Annotated in this window: 17 protein-coding genes and 2 pseudogenes; 9 read left to right on the top strand and 10 right to left on the bottom strand. The window is 71.7% G+C overall.

Annotation, left to right across the window (positions count from 1 at the left end):
- Positions 1-340: 340 nt before the first annotated feature.
- Positions 341-1,222, top strand: coding sequence for an alpha/beta fold hydrolase (locus tag G3I71_RS24850; RefSeq protein ID WP_164317412.1), 882 nt, complete (start codon positions 341-343; stop codon positions 1,220-1,222).
- Between the two features lie 24 nt (positions 1,223-1,246).
- Here the strand turns inward: G3I71_RS24850 and G3I71_RS24845 are convergent, their stop codons facing one another.
- From G3I71_RS24845 to G3I71_RS24815, 7 genes are all read right to left on the bottom strand, one after another.
- Positions 1,247-1,918, bottom strand: a complete 672-nt coding sequence (locus G3I71_RS24845; RefSeq protein WP_164317410.1) for a hypothetical protein — start codon at positions 1,916-1,918, stop codon at positions 1,247-1,249.
- Positions 1,915-2,079 (bottom strand): hypothetical protein, encoded by a 165-nt coding sequence (locus tag G3I71_RS24840; RefSeq protein ID WP_164317408.1) that lies wholly within the window; start codon positions 2,077-2,079, stop codon positions 1,915-1,917. Before G3I71_RS24840 ends, G3I71_RS24845 begins: the two co-directional genes overlap by 4 nt.
- A gap of 37 nt (positions 2,080-2,116) precedes the next feature.
- Positions 2,117-6,346 carry a CHAT domain-containing protein gene (locus G3I71_RS24835; RefSeq protein WP_164317406.1) on the bottom strand — a complete coding sequence of 1,410 codons (4,230 nt, stop codon included), beginning with the start codon at positions 6,344-6,346 and terminating at the stop codon, positions 2,117-2,119.
- 56 nt (positions 6,347-6,402) lie between these two features.
- Complete coding sequence (locus G3I71_RS24830; protein WP_164317405.1) at positions 6,403-7,215, bottom strand: hypothetical protein; 813 nt, start codon at positions 7,213-7,215, stop codon at positions 6,403-6,405.
- A 116-nt stretch (positions 7,216-7,331) separates the two neighbouring features.
- The gene (locus tag G3I71_RS24825) at positions 7,332-8,930 is read right to left on the bottom strand and encodes a transporter (RefSeq protein ID WP_164317403.1); all 1,599 of its coding nucleotides are present in this window, start codon (positions 8,928-8,930) and stop codon (positions 7,332-7,334) included.
- The gene (locus tag G3I71_RS24820; RefSeq protein ID WP_164317401.1) at positions 8,927-9,703 is read right to left on the bottom strand and encodes an ABC transporter ATP-binding protein; all 777 of its coding nucleotides are present in this window, start codon (positions 9,701-9,703) and stop codon (positions 8,927-8,929) included. Before G3I71_RS24820 ends, G3I71_RS24825 begins: the two co-directional genes overlap by 4 nt.
- 122 nt (positions 9,704-9,825) lie before the next feature.
- A complete protein-coding gene (locus G3I71_RS24815) occupies positions 9,826-10,479 on the bottom strand; it encodes a bifunctional DNA primase/polymerase (RefSeq protein WP_343243069.1) in 654 nt (217 codons plus the stop codon).
- A 339-nt stretch (positions 10,480-10,818) separates the two neighbouring features.
- Between G3I71_RS24815 and G3I71_RS24810 the strand changes: the two genes are divergently transcribed.
- Both G3I71_RS24810 and G3I71_RS24805 read left to right on the top strand, forming a co-directional pair.
- Positions 10,819-12,204, top strand: a complete 1,386-nt coding sequence (locus G3I71_RS24810; protein ID WP_164317397.1) for a transcriptional regulator — start codon at positions 10,819-10,821, stop codon at positions 12,202-12,204.
- A gap of 130 nt (positions 12,205-12,334) precedes the next feature.
- Positions 12,335-14,146: a hypothetical protein gene (locus G3I71_RS24805; protein WP_164317395.1), complete on the top strand. Its 1,812-nt coding sequence runs from the start codon at positions 12,335-12,337 to the stop codon at positions 14,144-14,146.
- Between the two features lie 43 nt (positions 14,147-14,189).
- On the opposite strand, the gene G3I71_RS24800 is transcribed toward G3I71_RS24805, so the two are convergent.
- On the bottom strand, positions 14,190-15,512 hold the full coding sequence (locus tag G3I71_RS24800; protein ID WP_164317393.1) for an ABC transporter substrate-binding protein: 1,323 nt from the start codon (positions 15,510-15,512) through the stop codon (positions 14,190-14,192).
- 117 nt (positions 15,513-15,629) lie between these two features.
- Between G3I71_RS24800 and G3I71_RS24795 the strand changes: the two genes are divergently transcribed.
- The 4 genes and pseudogenes from G3I71_RS24795 to G3I71_RS24780 all read left to right on the top strand — a co-directional run bounded on the left by G3I71_RS24795 (position 15,630) and on the right by G3I71_RS24780 (position 19,167).
- The gene (locus G3I71_RS24795; protein WP_164317391.1) at positions 15,630-16,130 is read left to right on the top strand and encodes a hypothetical protein; all 501 of its coding nucleotides are present in this window, start codon (positions 15,630-15,632) and stop codon (positions 16,128-16,130) included.
- Between the two features lie 88 nt (positions 16,131-16,218).
- Positions 16,219-17,136, top strand: a complete 918-nt coding sequence (gene purU / locus G3I71_RS24790) for a formyltetrahydrofolate deformylase (RefSeq protein WP_164317389.1) — start codon at positions 16,219-16,221, stop codon at positions 17,134-17,136.
- A gap of 174 nt (positions 17,137-17,310) precedes the next feature.
- Positions 17,311-18,256 (top strand): annotated as a pseudogene (locus tag G3I71_RS24785) (endonuclease/exonuclease/phosphatase family protein).
- A 56-nt stretch (positions 18,257-18,312) separates the two neighbouring features.
- Complete coding sequence (locus G3I71_RS24780) at positions 18,313-19,167, top strand: DUF1963 domain-containing protein (RefSeq protein ID WP_164317387.1); 855 nt, start codon at positions 18,313-18,315, stop codon at positions 19,165-19,167.
- A 25-nt stretch (positions 19,168-19,192) separates the two neighbouring features.
- Here G3I71_RS24780 and G3I71_RS24775 read toward each other — a convergent pair whose 3' ends face one another.
- Both G3I71_RS24775 and G3I71_RS51320 read right to left on the bottom strand, forming a co-directional pair.
- On the bottom strand, positions 19,193-19,381 hold the full coding sequence (locus G3I71_RS24775; RefSeq protein WP_164317339.1) for a hypothetical protein: 189 nt from the start codon (positions 19,379-19,381) through the stop codon (positions 19,193-19,195).
- 29 nt (positions 19,382-19,410) lie between these two features.
- Positions 19,411-19,674, bottom strand: a pseudogene (locus G3I71_RS51320) (TetR/AcrR family transcriptional regulator); the annotation flags it as partial.
- A 136-nt stretch (positions 19,675-19,810) separates the two neighbouring features.
- Here G3I71_RS51320 and G3I71_RS24765 point away from each other — a divergent pair.
- Together G3I71_RS24765 and G3I71_RS24760 are read left to right on the top strand one after the other, a co-directional pair.
- Complete coding sequence (locus tag G3I71_RS24765) at positions 19,811-21,004, top strand: NAD(P)/FAD-dependent oxidoreductase (protein ID WP_164317385.1); 1,194 nt, start codon at positions 19,811-19,813, stop codon at positions 21,002-21,004.
- The gene (locus G3I71_RS24760; RefSeq protein WP_164317383.1) at positions 21,001-21,918 is read left to right on the top strand and encodes an RNA polymerase sigma-70 factor; all 918 of its coding nucleotides are present in this window, start codon (positions 21,001-21,003) and stop codon (positions 21,916-21,918) included. Before G3I71_RS24765 ends, G3I71_RS24760 begins: the two co-directional genes overlap by 4 nt.
- Positions 21,919-21,924: the final 6 nt, after the last annotated feature.

Here is a 21,924-nt window from a genome sequence, read left to right as displayed (position 1 = left end):
GGAGCGTGAGGATGTGCCGCGGACGTGAAGAGGGCCCCGGCGCCAAGTGGCGCCGGGGCCTGTCCTCCCCTGTGCTGACCCGGAGCCCCGAGCTCCCAGGGTCATCCCCTACGGACCGTTTTCCCCGAGCGGTCCGCCTCCCGCAGAAGATCTCCCCTCGGCCACGCGGATCATTCCTTGAGCGGTGTCACTCGAACGAGGGGTGTTGCGGCCGCAGACCGCATTTTCGAATAGCCATTCGATAATCTGTGGTCCAGCGATCCGGTGATCTGGTCCCATTGACTCAGTGATCCAGCGATCGGCAGAGGAAACATCGATAGCTAGGGGGGTGCCAGGACCTGTGGCGCGGCGTATCGACGTGACCGGAGCAGGCGGCGTACGACTTGCCGCCTGGGAGTTCGCCGACCCTCCCAAAACCGGCGAGGAGCAGGCCCGGCCAGGAGACCCCGACCGGGCACCCGGCGTGCTGTTACTGCACGGGCTCATGGGCCGTGCCTCGCACTGGGCGTCCGCCGCCCGCTGGCTGGGCGAGCGGCACCGGGCCGTCGCACTCGACCAGCGGGGCCACGGCCAGAGCGACCGTCCGCCCGGCGACATCTACACCCGCGAGGCGTACGTCGAGGACGCCGAGGCGGCGATCGAACAGCTCGGCCTCGGCCCGGTCGTCCTCATAGGCCACGCCATGGGCGCCCTGACCGCCTGGCAGCTCGCCGCGAAACGCCCCGACCTGGTGCACGGCCTGATCATCTGCGACATGCGGGCGTCGGCGCTGGGCGCGGCCTCCCAGCGGGAGTGGGAGGACTGGTTCAAGGCCTGGCCCGCCCCCTTCGCCACCCTCGCCGACGTACGCAAGTGGTTCGGTGAGGACGACCCCTGGGTGGAGCGGCCCAGTCCCTCGCGCGGCGAGTTCTACGCCGAGGTGATGCAGGAGTCCCCCGACGGCTGGCGCCCCGTCTTCGAGCCCGAGCAGATGCTCAAGTCCCGCGAGACCTGGGTGTTCGACGCGCATTGGGAGGAGCTGACGCAGGTCCAGTGCCCCACCCTGGTCGTGCGCGGCCTGGACGGTGAACTGGGCCGGGCGGAGGCGCAGGAGATGGTCCGCGTCCTGCCCAGGGGCGAGTACGCGGAGGTGGCCGACGCCGGCCACCTCGTGCACTACGACCGGCCGGAGGCCTGGCGCGCGGCCATCGAACCGTTCCTGGAGGGCGTACTGACCCAGTAGCAGGGCACCGGTGTCAGTCCGGTGTCAGCCCTTGCCGCCCCCTCCCGTCACCGTCAGGAAGGCCACCGCCCCGGCCGCCACGAGGGTCACCGCGAGCAGGCACCAGCGGCGGGCCTCGTGGAAAGCCGCCCGGATCTGCCAGACGTGCGCCATGGCGAGCAGCCAGCGTACGAAAGGTTCCGTGCGGGCGATGTTGGCCTTCGCCCGGTCCAGATGCCCTCGCAACTGTTCGCGGCGGTGCGGGTCGGTCTCGGCCGCGAGCGCGCGGTGGATGTTCACGGCGACGGCACGGTGACGCAGCAGGTCGTCGACGCCGGTGGCGGCGGAGCCGAAGAAATCGGCGGGGGAGGCGTCGACCAGCTCGCGCAGTCCGCGTGCCGCCGGGGTGCCGAGCGTGGCCGCAGTGGTGATCGGCGGCACGAGCACCCGGCTGACCTGCCAGACGGCGAGGCAGACCCCGGCGAGCGCGACGGCCAGCGCACCGCCTGCGATCAGCGCCTCGCCCAGCCCGTGCACCTTCCCGACGGCCACCAGCGGCCCACCGCCGACGAGCGCGACCCCGACCGCGCCGAACGAGGCGATCATCCACCGTGCGGCGGCCCGCAGTTCGGGCACGGCGTCGAGCGGGGAGGGGAGGGCGTCGAAGGGCGTGCCGACACCCGGCCCGGACGGGACGGGCGGCGGTTCTGTGTTCACCGCGGCCAGTCTTCGGACGTGGGGGAGTCCTTGGTCAGCGCCTGGGGCGGCCCGTCGTCGTCGGGCACGTCCGGGTAGAGGACCCACGCCGTGCCGTCGTAGAACTCCAGCACGCCGTTGTCGCCGAGCCGTACTTCGTTGATCTTCGGGGCGTCCGCCATGCCCGCAGTATCCCAGCCGGTGGTCGCCACCGATCGGTCAACAGGCCGCCGATTCGACGTCGTTGAGGTAGTGCAGCACCGCGGCGATCGCCGCCCGCTGGGTCGGCTGCCGAAGCCCGGCGGCGAGCCCGGGGCCGCGTTCGCCGGCGAGGATCCGCTCCAGGACCGAGGCCATCTGCGCGAGGACGGGGTCCGAGGCGAACCCGTCCAGGTTCTCGCGGCTCACCTCGCCGGTCCCGTCCTGGCCGAGAGCGGCGGCGACGAAGCTGCCGAAGGCGATGCCGAGATGCATCACGGTCCACAGTTCGACGGGTACGGTCGCCCGGCCGGCCAGCGCGTCGAGCGCGCGCTGGGCCACCCTGGCGTCGAGAGGTCCCAGCCCGCCGAGCACACCCGGTCCGCGCTCACCGCCCTGGATCCGGCCCAGTACGTCGGCCAGGGGGACGAACATCGGGTCCAGCGAGACGAGCCGGGCGAGGTGCTGGCGCAGCTTCACCTTCGCCGCCGTGTTGCGCCGCTCGGCGGCCACCAGCGCCGAGAGCACCGGCTCCCAGGTCATGCCCCACACCGCCAGCTGTACGACGCCGAGCCGGTTCGCCCCCGTTTCTTCCTCCCGCGCACTCTCGCGGGCCTCCCGGACCAGCGTGGCGAGCGTCTCCCGGGCGCGGGTGAGCCCCGGGTCCAGGCCGGCCAGCAGCAGGTCCAGGGCGACCCCGGGCACCGCGCCCACCCGCACGCACAACTCCTCGACGTTCGACGGAAGCTGAGCGTCGGCGGTTGCCCCGAACTCCCGGAGGTCGCCCACCAGGGCCACCGCCGCGTTCATCGTCCGGCCGCCCCCGCTGAGCCTGGCGAGCAGCGCCCCCGCGAGATGGTGGGCGACCGCTCCCGCCGCGTCCCGCGCGTGGCTGTGCAGATAGGTACCGAGGTTGGCGTGGCCGACCGCGACGAGCGCCGGAAACCCCGCCCGGTACGCGTACCGCAGACTGTCCCGCTCCCGGGCGATCGCCACCTCGCCGTGTCCGCGCACGTCCGCCACATTGGCGAGCGCCCCGAACACCTCACCCAGGTACATGAAGTCCCCGGAGCCCTCGAAGACCTCCCGGCACTCCTCGAGCAGCCGCAGCGCGTCCTGTGTCCGGCCCAGGCGCAACAACGGCATGTACGCGGGCAGGCGGGCCTGCGCGAAGTCGGTGACCGCCGCGCCGCGCGCTCTTTTGGAGCCGCACAGGTCGTCGGCGTACTCCAGAGCCCGCTGCCACTCGCCCGCCTCGATCGCGGCGCGCTGCCCGGTGTCGCACAGCTCCTCCCAGACCTCCCACCAGTCGACTCCCTCCCGGGGCCCGCGTTCCCGGGGGACGTCTCGCATCCGCCGGTGCAGGGAGTCGGCCTCGGCGAGGGCCTCGCCGGCCCGGTCGGTCTGCGACAGGACGTGCAGCCGCTGGACCTCGTACAGGAGCGTCGTCCAGGTGCCCAGGCCGGCCCGTCGCGCGTGGTCGGCGCCCTGGTCGGCGAGGGCGAGTGCCTCGGTCAGGCGTCCGGTGCGCAAGCAGACGTCGACCAGGCCGCTGGTCGCGGTGGCGGCGGCGGAGTGGTCCCCGCGTTCGAGCGCCGAGGCCAGGGCGGCGCGTTCCTGCCGTTCGGCGAGGACCGGGTCGGTCTCGCCGACCACCCGCGCGAGCGCTTCTGTCGGCGGCACCACTCCGCTGCCCGGCGCGGACGCGGCGCGGACCGCGATCCGGCGCAGCAGCGGCAGCACACGGGCCCTGGTCGGACCCGAGACGTCCCGGCGCAACACGGCTTCCAGCAGCGTCGCGGCGGACGACTCCTGCCGCATCCGGATCAGATAGGGCGCGGCGGACAGCGCGGCGTGCGTGAGCAGCGGCCCAGCCAGCTGGGCGCCCTCCGCGTCGGTGCCCTCGCGGGTCCACGCCATCTCGAAAATGTGCAGCCAGTACCCCGACATCCGCGTGTCGACCAGCTCCCGGACCCGCGCACCGGCCCGCGCCCGCCCTTCGGCGGCGACGGCGGCCTGGATCTCGTACGACTGTCCAGGCCGCGTGGTGAGCAGACCATGGCCGACCAGTGTCCGTAGCGCCGTCTCAACAGGTCTGTCCGCGTGGCCGAGTTGGATGCACAGGTCGGGCCAGTTGTGGTCCACGGCCGGACGGGTGCGGTCCGTCTCCTCCAGACAGCACAGGATGTGGAACAAGTCGCGGTCGACGGGGGTGAGTTCGGCTGCGATTCCGGCGGACCAGGCGCGGAGTGCGCGTAGGTGCTCGTCGTCGGCGGTGTCGCCGGTGCCATCGGCCGCCGATGCCCGGATTCCGGCGGCCGGCAGCCGGGTCAGGCGCTCCGGATCGGCGGCCTGGGCGTCGGCCAGCTCCAGCAGCCTCGGGTGGCCCTGCGCGAGTTGGAGAAGTCCGGTGCCGAGTCGCCGGGCAGCCGCAGGGGGCGTACCGGGGAGCCGTCCGTCGATCAGGCGTGCCAGGTGGGGCAGTTCGCGGGCGAGCAGCAGTGCCTCGTCGGGGGTCAGCAGGTCGACCGGTTCGGTCCGTACGCGCGGCCCCAGCCCGGCCGGCCGGACGCGCCCGCACAGGATCAGGCGCCCCGCCCCGGAGTGCCCGGACATCGCGGCGACCAGATCCTCCCAACGCCGGTCCCGCCAGGCCCTGTCGGGGGTCAGCAGCGCGTCGATGCCGTCGACGACCAGCAGCGCCCGCTCCCGCCCCAGCCACGAGACGACGGTGCGGACGAATTCCTCCGCCGGCTGTCCGGGCCCCCCGCCCGCGTCCAGCAGATGCAGGCAGCGCAGTCCCGGCACCGCCTGTTCCAGGGCCAGCGCGAAGGAGGCGAGCGCTCCCTCCGAATACTGCTGCTCCTGTTCCTGGGGTGCCGTGAACCAGACGACCCGTTCGAAGGCGTGCGCGTGCGTCGCGGCCAACTCCCCTGCGCACGCGGTCTTTCCGGCCCCGGGCATGCCTTGCAGCAGCACTCCGCAGAACCCGCTGCGGGGGGCCAGCGCTGCGCCGGCACGCGCGAGGAGGGCCACACGGCCGACGAAGTACTCCGGTACGGGCGGGAGCTCGGCGGCCATCTCCTGGCCGGGGGCGCCCGTCGCGTCCGGCACCTGACCGATCGGCGCCCCCAGGGTGAGCCTCACCGCCCGCGCCCCGAACAGTGCGGGAGTCGCCGCCCGGAGAGCTGACGCTGGCACCCCCTCCGCCGGGGAGCCCGACTCCGACAGCTCGGCCACCACCCCAGCCAGCGCCCGGGGCAACACCCTTCCCTCGATGACCAGTTGACGGTACAGACCCTCGGCGAGGGCGATCGCGAACCCGTCCTCCACCGGGTACCGCATGGCCAGCACCGCACACCCGAGCCGCTCGACGAGGTCCCCGGCGACGGCCCCGACCACGGGCCCCTCTGGGTCGGTGGAAGCCTCGTCGCCCGCCGAGGTCCCGGCCGCGGCCGACCAGCAGGCCGACAGCGTGACCAGACAGACGTCACGGGCGGTGCCGAGAAGGCCGACGAGTTCGGGTGCCCGGATACGGTCGGGGCGCCCGGCGTCGGTCTCCAGGAGGAGTTCGCCGGGGGCGCCGTGGCCGGAGACGTGGACGAGGTCCCAGCCGGCCGGCCGCGCCAGTACGGCACGCAGCCGCTCGCGCGTCACCCCGTACTGCAGGGTGTGCACCTCCACAGCGAGCCCGGAGCGCGCCGCGTCTGTGAACAGCCGGGTCAGTGCGAGCCGTTCGCGCCGCAGGTTCAGCGCACGGCTGCCCTCGGGCAGACTGAACAGCGCCAACACCCTTACGGGCCGCTCCCTTCCACGCTCCTCACCCTCGCGCCCCGCACCCCACTGCGTCACCAGCGTCACGTCCTGGACGGCCAGTGGCCGCCCCTCCGCATGCGCCAGCTCCAGGGGTACGAACATCAGACGCCGCGCGGCCGGCACGTCCCTCGGCACGACGACCCGGACCACCGCCGGGGCCGCCGCGAGCAGCGCGGGTGCGACGGGCCCGAGGACCTCCGTGCCGATCCACGTGCCCACGTCCCGGACGATCTCCCGCTCCCGCGCGGCCCGTACGTCCGGGGCCGCGTGCCGGCGCAGATATCCGGGCAGGTCGAGGAAGGCCTCGTACTGCGGGCCGGTCGGGTCGAGGCGGACCTCGTGCCGGGCGAGGACCCCGCCGTCCGGCGCCACCAGCACCCACCGCCAGCGGTAGGGCCCGGCGAAGTCCTCGACGTGCAGGGTCAGTTCGACCACGGACTGATCGGGACCATCGGTCCGACCGGCCGGATCGGACTGGGCCGGCATCGGGGTCAGATCCCGAACTGCTTGCGCAGGCCCTGGATGACGGCGAGCGCCTGTTCCACGCGGGCGCGCACAGGGTGGCCGGCGGGGAGTTCCCGCAGTCCGCGCGCGTACATGTCCTCCGCAGTGCCGAGGTGTTCGTGATGGCCGGTCTGCACGAGCCCGAAGAGCGTGCCGCCGAGGTTGATGAGGCGGATCGCGTGCATCGGATGGTCGTCCGGGGTGTCGCGCAGTGCGGCGCGGGCGTGTCTGGCGGCTTCGTTCAGGATGGCGCCGTCGTTGTTGGTGCGTCCTTTGCGGAGCAGGGAGTTGGCGAGGTTGGACTCCTGCCCGAGGCGTTCCTCGTTCTGCCCGGCAGCGCGCACCGGCATGAGGTCGAGGCAGCCGCGGTACAGGGCGATGGCCTCGTCGATGGACTCCTCGTCCTCCGTGCTGTCGTAGACCTCCTGGAGGGCGGTGGCCAACGAGGCCATGTGCCGGGGGAGTTCCGTGTCGCCGGGCGGGGACTTGTCGACGGCCTGGCGGCCGTAGTCGACGGACTTGATCAGGTCGGGGGCGGACCGGTCGCGCTCCCAGCTCAGCCGGTGCAGCACGCACAGCGAGGAGAGGGCGGCGGCGTGGCGGATGTCGCCGACCGGGTAGACCTCCACGGCCAGCTCGGCGGCCTGGAGTGAGCCGCGCAGCAGTTTCGGGTCACCGGTGCGGCCGTACGCCAGCCGCAGGTCGTCGGAGACGCCGAGAGGTTCGAGATGCTCGGACTCTGCCGCGGCCCCGGGCTTGTCGTAGCTCCTGGACTTGGATCTGCCGAACCATCTGGCCATGCGCAGGCTCCCCCCTGAACGCTTCCGTCACCCCCTCAATCCCCTCGATTCGCCTCGCAAATCCCTTATGCCGTAGGCAAGTTCGGCTTGTGCGCGAGTCTCGGGCCCGGGCGGGTTCAGCCCTTGCTGACCGCCGCCAGGATCTCTGGCAGCCGCCGTGCTGTGCGCGGGGCGGAGAGCCGTAGGCCGAGGAGTACCAGCAGGGCGCCGTATCCCGCGCCGACGGGCAGCAGCAGCCAGGTCCACCGGTCGCCGTCCGAATCGACGCTCAGCCAGATCATGAGGGCGATGACGGGGGCGCACAGCAGAGCCGCCCCGACCATGCCGCCCAGAATGGCGACCGTGGCGAGCCCGGACTGCCCGGGGGCGACGTTCTTGTAGCCCTCCTGCGGAATGGAGTACGGGAACCGGGCCGACGACCAGGCCCCGGCCGCCAGCATCGCCCCCAGCAGCGCGAGGGACAGCCCGAGTGCCTGCGGCAGGGCGGCCCAGTCGTCGAGCAGCGCGGTGGTGAGAACGACCACGAGGGTGGCGTACGGCAGGCTGATCAGCAGCAACGCCAGTGCACGGCCGCGCAGTTCGGCGTACGCGTCCCGGGTGGACGAGATCGTCGTCGCCACCATCCAGAAGGCGGAGGTGTCCTGGCCGAACTGGTTGTACATCTGGATGCCGAGCATCCCGGCCGCGAAGCAGGCGAAGTAGACCGAACCGGTGCCCTGCAACGCGTTGAACACCGGCACGATCAGCCCGATCGCGAGCGAGGTCACCCACGCGGCCTTCGTCTTGGGGTCCCGCCACGCATAGCGCAGGCTCCGCTCCATGACCGTCCCGGTACGCCCGCCGGGCAGCAGCCGCGCGAGCCCGCCGGACGCCCGCTCCCGCTTGCCGGAGGGCTCGGCGGCCTGGAGGGTGGACCCGTCGGGAGAGGTCATCAGCCGGGTGAGGTTCCGCGACCAGGCTCCCAGCAGCAGCACCAACGCTGCCGCGCTGAGCGCGAGTTGGGCGACCGCGACCCCGTACGAGCCCTCGCTCACCGAATCCACCGCCCCGAGGGCGGAGGCCGGCGGCACCCATGCCAACACATGCGCCGCCGGGTCGAGTTGGCCGAGCCCCGCCGAACCGAGCTGTTGCATACCGAAGTTGACGAGCTGCGCCCCGACCGCGACGACAAGACCGCTGAGTACGGCGAGATCGCGCCCCTTGCGGCTGCTGAGCAGCCGGACGTTGGCGGCGGCGACGGCCCGCGCGAGCGCCACGCACACCAGCAGCGCGAGGGGAACGGCGACGAGCGACACGACGAACGCCGCCCCACCGCGCGCCAACGCGATCACCGACCCGACGAGCAGGGACAGTGTGAACAGCGGCCCGATACCGACGAGCGAGGCCACGAGCAACGCCCGGACCAGCGGCCGGGGGCGCAGCGGGAGCATCACCAGCCGGGTCGGGTCGAGGGTCTCGTCCCCGCTGGGGAAGAACAGCGGCATGAAGGCCCAGCCCACCGCCATGACCGCCAGAAGGAGGACGGTGACGGACGCGGCGTGCGCGTTGCCGCGCAGGGCGAGCAGCCCGAGGAACTGGAGCGCGGCGATCAACAGCACGGCGACGACGGAGAAGATGTACGCGGCCCGTCGCCCCGCGGACTGCCGCAGCCCGTTGCGCAGCAGCGACAGCTTCAGCCGTACGACGACGGCCGTGACCGACCTTTCGCCCGTCACCGGGAGCCGCCGCCCAGCCAGTCGAGGTGGGACCCGTGGTCGCGCCCGCCCGCGCCGACGAGTTCGAGGAACGCCTGCTGGAGCGAGGGCGCGTCGCCCCGCACCTCGGCCAGTGTGCCGTGCGCCCGGATCCGCCCCGCCGCCATCACCGCGACCCAGTCGCACAGCGACTCGACCAGCTCCATGACGTGGGAGGAGAAGACGACGGTGGCGCCGGAGGCCGTGTACCGCTCCAGGACACCCCGGATGATCTGCGCCGACACCGGGTCCACGCCCTCGAACGGCTCGTCGAGGAACAGGACTTCGGGATTGTGGAGGAGAGCGGCGGCCAGGCCGATCTTCTTGCGCATGCCGGTCGAGTAGTCGACGACGAGCTTGTGCTGGGCGCCGGCCAGATCGAGGACGTCGAGAAGCTGGGCGGCCCGCTTGTCGACCTCGACACCGGGCAGGCCGCGCAACCGCCCCGAGTAGGCGAGGAGTTCACGCCCGGACAGCCGCTCGAAGAGCCGAAGCCCTTCGGGCAGCACCCCGATCCGCGCCTTGACCTCGACGGGGTCGCGCCACACGTCGTGCCCCACGACCTCCACGGTGCCCTGGTCGGGCCGCAGCAGCCCGGTCACCATCGAGAGCGTGGTGGTCTTCCCGGCCCCGTTCGGCCCGACGAGCCCGACGAACTTCCCCGCAGGCAACTCCAGATCGATCCCGGCAACAGCAACCTGCTGCCCAAACCGCTTCCAGAGCCCCTGCACCCGCACGGCAGCACCATCAACCATGCGAGAGACCCTAGGTGAGACTCCCTGGTTTTTGGCCTTTAGGGGCGCGGGGAACTGCGCGACCAGCCACAACAGACCCGCAGCCGCCACGCAAACCGAAACCAGGCATCCCAATAGGCGAGTTACCGATCCCTACCGCACGCATAGGCGAGCGGCGAGATCAACTCCTCCGCATCAGGCAGCCACCGATTCGCAGGCGTAGGCCGGCAGGCCCACTGCACAGCCCCCCGGGACGCGTACCGAGTGGGCGGCGCGGCCACGTACGCCCCCTCGCCCAGCGCCACCAGGTCCAGCGAAGCCGGCGACCAGCCCAACTTGCGTACAAGATCGGGCACCTTCGCCGACGCCCCCGGCAGCACGAAGAACCGCATCCGCTGATCCGGCGTCAACATCACCGGCCCGAGCGTCAGTTCCATCCGCTCCATGCGTGCCAGCGCGAGGAACCCGGCCGTCTCGGGCACATCGATGGCATCGAACGTATGGCCGGTGGGCAGCAGGATCGACGCCGTCGGCCGGTCGGTCCACAGGCGGCGCGCGACGGTCGCACTGCCCGTGGCCTGCGTCGCCCAGTCGGGCCGTGTCGGGTGTGCGCCGGGCAGGGCGCACGCGGTGTCGCCGCAGGAGCAGCGCTCTACCCCGTCGACTGCTTCCAGCCACGTACCGGGAAACACGTCCCAGTGGCGTTCTTCGGCGTAACGGACGGCGGTTTCCAAGAGGGATTCGCCGCGTTGCTTGGGGATTTGGGCAGCATCAGGGCCCGCGATGGTCTCTTCCACGATGAGGACAACTCTAGTGGGAATCATGAGTTACGCATGTCACATGCGCGGGGGAGGTGCATCGATTCCGCATCTGGGGCGCATGGATGCATGGGCGGGGGCGCGCGGGAGGATCCGGGGCGGGGCTGGGTAGGCAGGGGAGGGGCTGGGCATCCGCCTTTACCCCGGCAATCCTCACATGCTTCGCATTGTCGGCATGCCTGCGGGGCATTGATCTTCAAGGCCGGATCTTTTCGCCGTACTCGTCCGCTGTCAGGGCGCGTACGGAAGGGGTTCCGGACACGGAAGACACGTCAACTCGGTGCGTGGGCACGGCACCGCAGCCACAGGGGGTACGCCATGGCCGCAAGGCCTCTCGTCGCGCGGCAGCCGAACGAACGGTTGCAGGCGCTCATCCAGGAAGCGGGCTGCTCGAACGCCGGGCTCGCCCGCCGGGTCAACATGTGCGGCGCGGAGCACGGCCACGATCTGCGGTACGACAAGACGTCCGTGGCCCGGTGGCTGCGCGGACAGCAGCCCCGGGGCCGGGCGCCCGCGATCATCGCCGAGGCCCTCGGCCGCAAGCTGGGCCGTACGGTCACGATCGACGAGATCGGCATGGCCAACGGCAAGAACCTCGCCTCGGGCGTCGGGCTCCAGTTCTCCCCGACCGTCCTCGGCGCCATCGAGCAGGTGTGTGAGCTGTGGCGCAGTGACGTGGGCCGGCGGGACTTCCTCTCCGGTTCGTCCGTCGCCGCGTCCGCGCTCGTGGAGCCCAGCCGCGACTGGCTGATCTCGTCCCCCGACTCCCAGGTGGCACGCCAGGCGGGTCCCCGCGTGGGGCCGTCGGACGTGGCGGCGGTGCGCGCGATGACTCAGGCGCTCACGGACCTGGACCACCAGTACGGCAGCGGGCATGTGCGTCCGGTCGTCGTGCACTACCTCAACAGCGTCGTCTCCGGGCTGCTGGCGGGCTCCTACCGGGAGGCGGTCGGGCGCGACCTCTTCGCCGCCGTCGCCCGGCTGACCGAACTCGCCGGGTACATGGCCGTCGACACCGGCCAGCCCGGTCTCGCCCAGCGCTACTACATCCAGGCGCTCCGGCTCGCCCAGGCGGCCGGGGACCGGGGGTACGGGGGATACGTACTCGCCGCCTCCATGAGCCATCTCGCCGCGCAGCTCGGAAACCCGCGGGAGATCGCGCAGTTGGCGCGGGCGGCGCAGGAGGGGGCGCGTGGCCGGGTCACCCCGCGCGCGGAGGCGATGTTCCTCGCGGCCGAGGCCCGGGGGCACGCCCTGATGGGCGACGCGCGGGCGGCGCAACTGGCGTCCGGGCGCGCGGTCAACGCCCTGGAGGCGGCCGATCCGGAGTCCGGGGACGACCCGGCGTGGATCGCGCACTTCGACGGGGCCTACCTGGCCGACGAGCTGGCGCACTGCCACCGGGACCTCGGCCAGGCCGAGGCGGCGGCCCGGTGCGCGCAGGAGTCCCTGGCCGGACACCCGGTGACGCGGGCGCGGCGCCGGGCCATCGGGCTGGTGCTGCTGGCCACGGCACAGGTCCAGCAGCGCGAGGTGGAGGAGGCCTGCCACACGGGTCTGCGCGCGGTGGAACTCCTCGGCACCCTGCGCTCCAACCGGGGCGCCGAGTACCTGGAGGACCTCCAGCTGCGCCTGGAGCCGTACCGCGACGAACCGGTGGTCCGGGAGTTCGGGGCGCGGGTGGACCTGCGGGCGGCGGCGTGACGGGAGACACAGCGGGGCGCTGAGGTGCTGGTGGGGGAGTGGTCTGGTCCTGTGCTTAGTGAATCGGATTCCGGGAACCCGGTAGCTTTAACTGACGATTCCGAAGGTCCCCCCATCAGCAGGAGTCCCGGTGACGCAGAGTGGACAGGGCGAGGAGCCCTCGCAGCGCGTGGCGCGCGAAGGCATCGTGCTGCCCTCCGACGGCGGCGAACCGCTGCTGCCGGGCATGACGGGGGGAAGCGGCCACGGGCCGGCTCCGACCCCGGCGGCGCCCCCTGCCCCTGCCCCTGCCCCGACCCCGACAGGCGGCCAGGCCTGGGGACTGCCGTGGGGCCCGGACATGAACCAGGACCAGGACGAGTACCAGGGCCAGGGCCAGTACCAATACCAGCCCCGGGCCCAACCTCAGGCGGCCGGGGGCTGGCCGACGCCGCCCGACGCGCAGCAGCACCAACAGTGGGGTGACCAGGGTCAGTTCCAGCCCCAGCCGCCGCAACAGCCTCAGCAGCAGGCACCGTCGGCACCGGCGTGGGACAACGGCCCGGGCGCGTCCGGAGGATGGGCCCAGCAGCCCGGCTACGACGCCCAGCCGGCCCCGGGCGCCCCCCACTCCGTACCGCCCGCCGCCCCTGGCCCCGAGGCCGCGCCGTTCCCGCCCGCGGCCCCGCAGTACACGCAGCAGGGCCACCAGTCGTACGGGCAGTACGGTGGCGCCCCGCTGCCGCCGGTCGAGGACGCGACGCAGTACATCCCGCCCGTTCCAGGCGTCCCCGGGCCGGTCGCCGACCCGGCCACCCAGTACCTCCCGCCGGTCGCGGCGCACGCCCCCGCGCCCCATTACGCGCCCCCGCACGTCAACGAGGCGGCGACGCAGTTCCTGCCGCCCGTGGCTTCCGGCGCGCTGCCGCCCGAGATGTCCGCCGAGGCGACCACGTACCTGGGCCACGCGCCGCAGGCGGCCCCCGGCGGTTCCGAGGCCGACGCCACCCAGTACATCCCGCCGGTGCCCGGAGGGTCGTACGGCATACCCCCAGGCGGCGCGGACGACCGCCGGCCGCCCTCCGACTTCGACAACCTCTTCCGCAGCAGCAGCAGCAGCAACAACAACAGCGGAGCGGGCGCCGAGGCGCCGGCCGACGCGACCCGGCAGATGCCCCGCATCCCCGCCCAGCAGCACCAGCAGCCCGCCCCCGGGCCCTACGGCCAGCAGGCTCCGTACGCCGCCCAGCAGGCCCCGTACGGCTTCCAGGGGGCCGGGCCCCACGTGCCGCCCCACGACATGGACGACGAGCGTGACGGCGGGGGCCGGCGATCGCGGGTGGCCGTCATCGCGGCCCTCGGGGTCGGCATCGTCGTGCTCGGGATCGGCGCCGGTGCCATGCTGAGCGGCGGGGGTGGGGACGGGGACAGCGACAACGACGCGGGCAACAAGACGGTCGCGGCGACCTCGGCCGCGCCGGAGGATTCCAAGGCTCCGGCCGCCGACCCCGCCGAGGCGCAGGCCGTCGAACTGGACAAGCTGCTCGCCGACAGCAACAACAGCCGCGACGCGGTGATCAAGGCCGTGTCGGACGTCAAGTCCTGCGACAACCTCGGCCAGGCCGCCGCGGACCTGCGCGGCGCGGCCCAGCAGCGCGGCGAGCTGGTCACCCGGCTCTCCACGCTGGCTGTCGACAAGCTCCCCGAGCACGCCGCGCTGAGCGACGCCCTCACCAAGGCCTGGCAGGCCTCCCAGGCGGCCGACAACCACTACGCGGCCTGGGCCGACCAGACGGCGGGCAAGAACGGCTGCAAGGGGGGCCAGGCCCGTTCGACGGGCCAGACGCAGAAGGGCAACCAGCAGAGCGGTGTCGCCACCGAGCAGAAGTCCAGGGCGGCCGAACTGTGGAACACGATCGCGAAGACGTACGGCCTGACGGAGCGCCAGTCCACCCAGCTCTGACCCTGCTCTGACCCACCTCTGATCCGATGCGGGGGACCGTTCGTCAGTCGGCCGCGCTCTCCAGCAGCTTCGTCGTGTTGATGAAGCCCTTGCGGGCGGCGACGAGCCGGCCCTCGCGGACGACCTGGAGGGTCACCTGCGCGTTGACCAGGCGCGGGAACCCGATCACCGAGAGCAGGTCCTCGAAGCGCCAGCGCAGCGTCGGCGTGAGGCCGCCGGTGGTGACGCGCAGGCCGTCGTCGAGGGCCCGCCGGACGGATGTCGAGGACACCTCACTCCCGTCCAGCGACTCGACGACCTCCTTCAGGACGGTGTACGCGATCCAGGTGGTCTGCACACCCGCGTCCTGCGGGTCGATGCGGTTGTCGCCGAAGGCCTCTTCGTTGACGACCTTCTTCATCTCGTTCCAGCGGGCGTCGCTGGCCACCGGGTACCAGCCGGTGATGTACGAGCCCTCGTACGGGCCCGCCTTGCCGCCGTTCGCGTTGATCACCGTCTGGTCGACGCTGCCGAGGACGGTCGCGGTGCGCACAGCCGGGTAGTCCTCGCGGTCGCGCCGGAAGGAGTCCATGAAGGTGTTGGTGCGGTCCCCGAGCGCCGGCACCACGCAGCCCTTTTTCCCGGTCTCGCTCTCCGCGTCCGTCGTCCGTTCCAGGGCGAGCTTCGTGTGCGTCCCGTACTCGGTGGCGTCCTCGGCGGCCAGCTGGTCCAGCGCCGGGGCGTGGCCGCCCGCGTGCAGACCGGAGTCGAGGAGCTGGGGCAGCTGGTCGCCCGCGATGGTGTCGGGGCGGATCAGGGCGACGGGACCGCAGACGGCGGCGAGTTCCTTGCCGAGGCCGGCCAGGAGGGCGGGCGAGCCGCCGTTGACGGGGTAGGACATCGGATTGGTGAACTCGTCGTTGGTGACGCCGTATCCGCCGATGTAGGGGATTCCGGCGGAGGCCAGCGGGCCCAGGAAGTCGTCGCCGAACTGGCTGTAGGAGCCGACGACCGCGACCACGTCCTCGTCGGCGGCACGCCGGGCGCACTTCGCGGCGGCCACCCGGTCGTTGTGGTCGTTGCAGGTCAGGACCTTGAGCTTGCGTCCGTTCAGGCCGCCCGTGGAGTTGATCCAGCGGGCGTACGCCTGCGCCATGGCCGGCATGCCGGGCTTGTTGGTCGCGTCGGTGCCCTCCGGCGCCCAGGTCATGACGGTGACGTCGCCGCTCTCGGCGTCTGCCGAGGTGCCGGGTACGACCCCGCAGCCGGCGGCGAGCGCCGCGCACACGGCCAGCGCGCTGAGGGATCTCGCGCTCAGGCGCCTCGCGCTCATGGGCCTGGGGAAGTTGGTGCGGACGGTGCTGCGGGTGCGTCGCCTGCCGGTCATGGACATGCACGATTCCGTCACACAGCCAACCCGGATGTGACCCTTGGTCGACATGTGGTGACGGGGAGGTGAATTACAGGGGGCGTTGAGCTCATTTTCACAGGGAACGTACGATCGATGACCGTGCAAGGTTCGGAAGACTCTTCCCGTCGCGGCCGTCGCTCCCCCACCATGGGCGGCATGCCACTCAACGACATGCCCTGGTGGCGCTGGCGCAGCAATGTGCGCTCCGCGCTGCACATGCTCTCCGACCCGGCGTTCCAGCGGGACGTCTGGCTGGCCGGTGTCGACGGGTACGGGGACGTCACCGACGCCGTGTACCGCCTCGTCGAGGACACCTGGCTGGACAGCTGGTCCGCCGAGAAATACGTCGGCACGATCTTCCGGGACTCCCAGGAAGCCGCCCTGGTCGACACCGCCGTACTCCGCGTCCTGCGGATCATGCACCAGATGGGCCCGGACGCACCCGTCTCGGCCTACCTCGACCACGCCGGGTGGCCGGAGGCGGTCCGGGCGGCCCGGGACGCCCACGTCCGCCTCGCGGTGAGCGACGGCGAGGAGCCGGACGTCCCGCCGCGCACGCTGGAGGTACTGCGGATACTGACCCGCTCGGCGTAGGAGCCGGTTGCGCACGCAGGTGTTCCGGTGCGTTCCGGGTGGCGGACGGGAGTCGGCCGTTCCAGGCGGATATGGGACCCTGTCCGGCATGAACGAGCAGTCCAGCCCAGCCGCGGCCCCCGCCGAGAAGTCCTCCGGGAAGTCCACCGGGAATTCCACCGAGCAGTACGTCCTCACCATCTCCTGCCCCGACAAACAGGGCATCGTGCACGCCGTGTCGAGCTACCTCTTCATGACCGGCTGCAACATCGAGGACAGCCAGCAGTTCGGTGACCGGGACACGGGACTGTTCTTCATGCGTGTCCACTTCTCGGGTGAGACGCCGGTGACGGTGGAGAAGCTCCGGGCGAGCTTCGCGGCGATCGGTGACGCCTTCCACATGGAGTGGCAGATCCACCGGGCCGAGGACCGTATGCGGGTCGTCCTGATGGTCAGCAAGTTCGGCCACTGTCTCAACGACCTGCTCTTCCGCACCCGCATCGGCGCGCTGCCGGTCGACATCGCGGCGGTCGTCTCCAACCACACGGACTTCGCCGAGCTGGTCGCCTCGTACGACGTCCCGTTCGTCCACATCCCGGTGACGAGGGACACGAAGGCGCAGGCCGAGGCGCAGCTGCTGGAGCTGGTGCGCGCGGAGAACGTGGAACTGGTCGTCCTGGCCCGCTACATGCAGGTGTTGTCGGACGACCTGTGCAAGAACCTGAGCGGCCGGATCATCAACATCCACCACTCCTTCCTCCCGAGCTTCAAGGGCGCGAAGCCCTACCACCAGGCCCACGCGCGGGGCGTGAAGCTGATCGGTGCCACGGCGCACTACGTCACGGCGGACCTCGACGAGGGCCCGATCATCGAGCAGGAGGTCGAGCGGGTCGCCCACGACGTGACCCCGGATCAGCTGGTGGCCATCGGCCGCGATGTGGAGTGCCAGGCGCTGGCGCGGGCGGTGAAGTGGCATGCGGAGCGCCGGATCCTGTTGAACGGGCGGCGGACGGTTGTGTTCACGTAATCAGGTGAACAGGTAATCGGGCAGTCAGGTGAGCAGGTGAACAGCGGCGTGGCACCCGGGTCGGAGACCGCGGCACCCCGGTTGTGGCTGCGGCACGGCGGCCGGTGGCTGTGGCGGTGGCGGGGCAAGGATGCCAAGGACGCCAAGAGCCGGTCGTCCTGGGCGCGTGGGCCTGTGCTCGCGGTGCTCGCCGTGCTGACTTCCGGTCTGCTGGCCTTCCACGCTGCCGTGCCCAACGCCGTCGGGCACCTGGGCAGCCTGCTGGAGGCGTTCCTCCCCTGGCTGGGCCTGGCTGGGCCTGGCTGTTCCCCTGCTCCTGGTCCTGGCCCTGCTGCGCCGCTCGGCCACCGCTCTGGTGGCCCTGCTGCTCCCCGCGGCCGTCTGGGCGCACATGTTCGGCTGTCTGCTCCTCCCCGGGGACGGGGACGGGGACGGGGACCGCGGCGCACCCGACATCACGGCGCTCCAGCACAACGTCAGCGACGAGAACGGCGATCCCGCCGACACCGCGGAGGCGCTGATCAACGCGCGCCCGGACCTCATCGCCCTGGAAGAGCTGACGCCCGCCGCCCTGCCGCTCTACGAGAGTGCCCTGGCACCGGCCTACCCCCATCACGCGGTCGAAGGCACCGTCGGCCTCTGGTCGAAGTACCCGCTGGCAGACGTACGGCTGCTGGACATCAGGCCCGAGGGGATCGGCGAGGGCTGGAACCGCGGGTTACGGGCCGGCGCCCGTACGCCGTGGGGCGAGGTCGCTGTCTACGTCGCCCACCTGCCCTCGGTCCGCGTCCGGCTGGGCGGTTTCGATTCCGGCTACCGGGACGAGAGCGCCGGACTGCTGGGCGAGGCACTGGCCGCCGAGGACCTGGCGAAGGTGATCCTGCTGGGTGACCTCAACGGCACGGTGGACGATCGCGGGCTGGCCCCGGTCACCTCGCGAATGACCGCGTCGGCACGGGACTTCGCCTTCAGCTGGCCGGCGGCCTTCCCCGTCTCCCGGATCGACCACATCATGACCCGCGCGGCGACCGTCACCGACTTCCGCACACTGCCCGCCACGGGCAGCGACCACCTTCCGGTCGTCGCCGGCATCAGACTCGGCATCGGACTCGCTCCCTGACGGCGCGGAGGACCACACGCCGAGTCAATGTCAGTGCCTGGATCTACGGTCTGTTCATGACTCCCGAGATGCGGAACACGTTAAGTCCCTTCCTCGACAAGGCGATTGCGCAGGGCATCCCGGCCGACGAGGTGGAGCGGTGGCTGGACACCGCTCGCCCTTGCGCGACGCTGTCGCAGGGCGGTGACGGGCCGGCCGTGGGCATGTTCGGCGGCCCCTTGATGCTGCCCGCCGACACCCCGACCCCCGTTTTCCCCTTCGTAGCCTCCGTCGACCTCGCGGCACTGCCCGCCGGCGCGACGGATCTCCCCCTGCCTCCCGACGGCCACCTGCTGCTGTTCGCGTTCCCCGACGACGACGGTGACCTCATCAACATCGGGGAGGTCGTGTACGTACCTGCCGGTGCGGCCACGGAGGAACGGGACAGGAACTCGGGGTTCTGGTCCGAGGTCGACGAGTTCCGGGAGATGGTCGAGGCGTTTCCGCAGGGCCGGCTGCGGGCGACGACCACCCCCTCCCTGCCCAGCCACCACGCGGTCCAGATCCCCGGGAGCAGTCGCACCGCGCCGCTCCCCGGGCATCCCCGCTCCAGGGAACTGGCCGAGCTGTGGGAGCAGACACGCGGTGACATCGCCACCGAGGGGCCTCTCCAGATCGGCGGATACGCCTCGGAGGAGGCCGTCCATCTCGACCCGGTCAGCAGCGTCGTGGAGTGCGCGGTGAGGACCGCGGAGTCGCGCGGCTGGGGAGGCGCGGTCTCGGGTGCTGTCGAGGACTGGGTGCTGCTCGCCGACTGGAGTCCTCGCATCGAGGGCATGGAGGGCGCCGTCGTCCACTGGGCGATCCAACGCGAGGACCTGACCGCACGACGCTTCGACCGCACGGTCGCCACCGTCTTCTGGAACCCGTGACAGCGGCTCCGCCCCACGCCGGCTGTCAGGCGATGAGCTGATCGGCCTTGTGCCTCAGTTGCTCGGCTGCGGTCGTTCCGTGGAAGCGGTTCAGGCGCAGCCGTATGTCCTCGACGGCGCCGTGGACCTTCACGGACCGGATGCCGTCCGCGCAGTCGATGAACTCGTTCCACGTCGACAGGGCACCATCAACGTCGCCCTGCCGCAGGCGCACGCCGCCCAGGTCGGCGAGAACGATGGCGCGGCGATCCCGGCCACCAGTTCCTCGGCACTCCGCGGCACCGGCGCCTGCTCTCCGGTCGCCTGGGGTTCTGCCTGGTCAAGGGTGACCAGACGCCGGACCAGTGCGCTGAGCAGTGCCTGGCGGGTGCGGCAGTAGGCGGACGTGGTGCTGGGTGGCAGGTCTGCTGCCCGGTCCACCGCGCGATGCGTCAGTCCCCGGATTCCGGCCTCGGCGAGTACGCCGATGGCCGCATCGGCAAGGACCGTACGCCGACCTGTGGGCATCCCCCTTGCCGCGCACGCTCTCTCCTCTCGATGTGACGCGGGTCATATCAGCCCCATGTCACGAACGGAAGAGCAGCTTGCGTCTGGTGGTCGTCCGCACAGCGGGAACGACCGACAGGAAAGAGACAGAAGAGCGATGAACGCGACAGCAGCGCAGCAGCACGAGGTCCTGGTCCTGGGCGCCGGCTACGCCGGGCTCTCCGCCGCGGTCCAGCTCGCGGCCCGCACCAGGAAACGCGGAAACCTGAGAGTGACGCTGGTCAGCCCCTACGACACCTTCACCGAGCGGCTCCGACTGCATATGACCGCCACCGGTCAGGAGACGGCCGAGATGAACATCCCGGAGCTGCTGGACGGCAGCGGCGCCAGCTTCGTCCGTGGCTGGGTCACCGCCGTGGACGCCGGGACGAAGACCGTCCGGATCGACGACGACCGGGTCCTGCGCTACGACACCCTGGTCTACGGCCTGGGCAGCATCGCGAACACCGTTGCCGTCCCCGGCGTGGACGACCACGCCTACACCCTCAACAGCCCGCAGGACGCCGCCACTCTCGCCGACCGGCTGACTCAGCTCGATGGTGGGACCGTCGTGGTCGGCGGCAGCGGCCTCACCGGCGTCGAGGCCGCCGCGGAGATTGCCGAGCGGTACCCGGAGTTCGATGTGGTGCTGCTGGGCCGGCAGGAGCCGGGCGCGGGCATGCACCCGAAGGCCAAGGCGTACATGGACGAGGGGCTGGCCCGGCTCGGCGTGCGGGTGCGCAGCGGCGTGGAGGTGGCCAAGGTGCTGCCGGACGGTATCGAGCTCGCGGACGGCTCCAGCATCCCGGCGGGCGCGGTGCTGTGGACCAGCGGCACCCGTGTCTCGCCGCTGGCGGCCGCCGCGGGCCTGACCGTCGACGAGCGCGGCCGCGTGGTCACCGACAGCGCGCTGCGCTCGGTCTCCCACCCGGACATCTATGCCGTGGGCGATGCGGCGGCGATCCGTCAGGGCTACGGCGTGATGCACGGGACCTGTCAGGGGGGTATGCCCACCGGCGTGCACGCGGCCCTGTCGATCCTGCGGGTGCTGGCCGGCAAGGAGCCCAAGCCCTTCCGTTTCGGCTACTACCACACACCTGTCAGTCTGGGCCGGAACGACGCCGTCGTGCAGTTCACCCACCCCGACGACAGCCCGCGCCGGATCGTGCTGACCGGCAATCGAGCCGCAAAGTACAAGGAGACGGTCACCGCCGCGCCGTGGCCGACCTTCGCCCGCATGAAGAAGATGCCCGCCTCGGGCGCGTTCTGGCCGCACGGCGGCCGCTACACCCGGATTCGGAGCGCCAAGTGACCCAGCCGCAGCAGGCCGGCCCCGACCAGCTTGCCTTCCAGCAGTACCGCACCCTGCTCTTCTCCGTCACCTACCGAATCCTCGGCACCGCCGCCGATGCCGAGGACGTGGTCCAGGACGCCTGGCTCAAGTGGTCGGCGGCCGACCGTTCCCAGGTCGCCGACCCCAAGGCCTACCTGACCCGGATCGTCTCCAACCTGGCGATGGAGCGGCTTCGTTCGACTCGCCACCAGCGCGAGACCTACGTCGGGCCGTGGCTCCCCGAGCCGATCCTCACCTGCCCGGACACAGCTGACGGCGTCGCCACGACGGACTCGGTCTCCATGGCTCTGCTGGTTGTGCTGGAGACGCTCAGTCCCCTGGAGCGCGCGGTCTTCGTGTTGAGGGAGGTCTTCGCCTTCAGCTATGCGGAGATCGCGGAGACGGTGGAACGCTCGGAGGCGGCGGTCCGGCAGGCCGCGCACCGCGCCCGCGAGCACGTCCAGGCCCGCCGGCCTCGTTTCACCGCGGACCGCGCCCGCCAACGCGACGTCACCGAGCGCTTCTTCGCGGCGACGTCGGGCGGCGACATCAACACCCTCATGGAGTTGCTCTCCCCGGATGTGACCCTGTGGACCGATGGCGGCGGCAAGGTCCGCCAGGCCCTCAAGCCGGTCGTCGGCCTTGAGACCGTGGCCCGTTGGTTCGCCGCGCTCGGTACCGTGACCTACCAGGGCATCGAGCCCGGGCAGATGCGGGCAGAGCTCACCTGGATCAACGGCGGCCCGGGCGTGGTCTTCCGCGGCCCGGACCGCGTGGTCGCCACGCTGACCTTCGACTTCGATCCGGAAGGCCGCATCTCGACCATCCACAATGTGGCCAACCCCGACAAGCTCCACGCAGTCGCCGACGGAACCCGGCACGAACTGTCCTAAGCCGCC

The organism is Streptomyces sp. SID12501 (assembly GCF_010550245.1).
In the GTDB taxonomy this organism is placed as follows: Bacteria; Actinomycetota; Actinomycetes; order Streptomycetales; family Streptomycetaceae; genus Streptomyces.
The sequence above is the reverse complement of the archived record's forward strand: the minus strand, read 5'-3'. Positions and strand labels throughout refer to the sequence as shown.